This window comes from Mesorhizobium sp. M2A.F.Ca.ET.067.02.1.1 (assembly GCF_004023285.1).
Lineage (GTDB): Bacteria > Pseudomonadota > Alphaproteobacteria > Rhizobiales > Rhizobiaceae > Mesorhizobium.
The window spans coordinates 1-1,477 of the sequence record NZ_RZSB01001069.1 but is presented as its reverse complement, the minus strand read 5'-3'; the positions used below and the strand labels follow the sequence as shown (position 1 = coordinate 1,477).

Genomic DNA, 1,477 nt, shown 5'->3' with positions numbered 1-1,477 from the left:
GGTCGAGCGTGAAGCCTGCCCCGGCGGCTCCGCCGACGGCCTCGTCGAACTGAACCTGCGCGCCGCTGGCCTCGACGGCGAAATGCGGCTTCAGGCCGAGATCGACCGAGGCCTTGCCATCGGCGGTATAGGGATTGTCGAGCGGCCCGGTCTCGAAGCGGAACTCGTCGATATTGAGCTTCTGGTGGTCGAGCGCGAACTTGCCGTTCAGCCGGAAGCCCGGATCGGGCTTGCCGGTGCTGATCTTGACCGGTTCGCCGTCATTGCCGCGCAGTTCGGCCGAGTTCTTGTCCGCACCCGAAATCTTGAACTGGCCGGAATAGACCGCGGCGCCCTTGACGATGCCGGCATTGCCGTCGGCTTCGATGATCAGCGGATAGGCATCTGGATCGGCCTTCAGCCTGAGCCGCATCTGGCCGTCGGCCTCGACCTTGCCGGTCGAAGCCGAGACGTCCGCACGCAGGCCGTCGAAGCGCAGCGTTCCGTCCATGCGCCACGGTCCGGTAAGCGCCTTGGCCGAAATCGTCGAGTTGATCTCGGAGACCAGGTGGCTGCGTCCGCCGGCGGCATGGCGCAACTCGATCTGTCCCTCGGTCACCGTCAGCTTCTCGATGGCGATCTGACCCGGATCGAACGGCGTCGAAGGCCGGATCGCCCAATCGACGGTGCCGTCGCCGGCGACATTAATGATAGCCCTGGGGTGCACCAGCCGCATGTCGAAGATCAGCACCTCGCCGCGCAGGAAGGGGGCAAGCTCCGCATCCATGGAGAAGGTCTCGACCGTCATCGCCGGCTCTTCAGGCCCGCCGGCCACCTCGACATTCGAGAAGGTCACCGAGGGAAACGGCAACAGCCGTGCCGTCGCATCGCCCTTCACCGTCACCTTGCGGCCGAGTATGGCGCTGGCCTCGCGCTCGAAATCGCCCCGATAGCCCGTCCAGTCGATGAAATACGGCACCACCAGCGCCGCGCACAGCACCAGCACGAACAGGCCACCGAAGATCACGAACAGGCGGGCGAGCATCTGTTTCCCGGGTTGAAAGTCAGCCGCACTCTACCCGCATCCGCGTGTCCATAAAGAGGCAATTCAACGTGCGGCAGCCGGGCAACGTCTCCAGTTGCGCGACGGCTGTCGGTCGCGATATCTCTTTTGCGAATCCCTGCCCCTCCGGCCTGGTCCTTGGCCGCCATACCCAACACGGAGCGTCCCCGATGTCAGGCAAGAACTGGGATAGAGTGCCCATCGACGCGCAGAGCGTCGACGCTCCGCTGTCGACAGCCGCGATTTTCCTCATCGTCACGGTCGGCAGCGACCAGGCCGCGCTTTCGACCGCCGCCTCGGTGCTCAGCGAGCTCGACGATCTGGTCAAGAATGTCGGCTTCCGCGACCTGTCGGGCCGGCTGTCCTGCATCGCCGGCGTCGGCGTCGGGCTCTGGAACCGTTTGTCGCCCAACCGGCGGCCGCGCGAGCTGAAAC

General features: G+C 65.4%; 2 protein-coding genes. One reads left to right on the top strand and one right to left on the bottom strand.

The genetic code is table 11. The features are described 5' to 3' along the window. The coding region (locus EOA28_RS35495) for an AsmA family protein (protein WP_128315834.1) at positions 1–1,024 on the bottom strand (1,024 nt) is incomplete at its 3' end. Between the two features lie 188 nt (positions 1,025–1,212). Here EOA28_RS35495 and EOA28_RS35490 point away from each other — a divergent pair. Further along, positions 1,213–1,477 (top strand): Dyp-type peroxidase domain-containing protein (locus EOA28_RS35490; protein ID WP_189342375.1); only part of this gene is annotated, 265 nt, incomplete at its 3' end.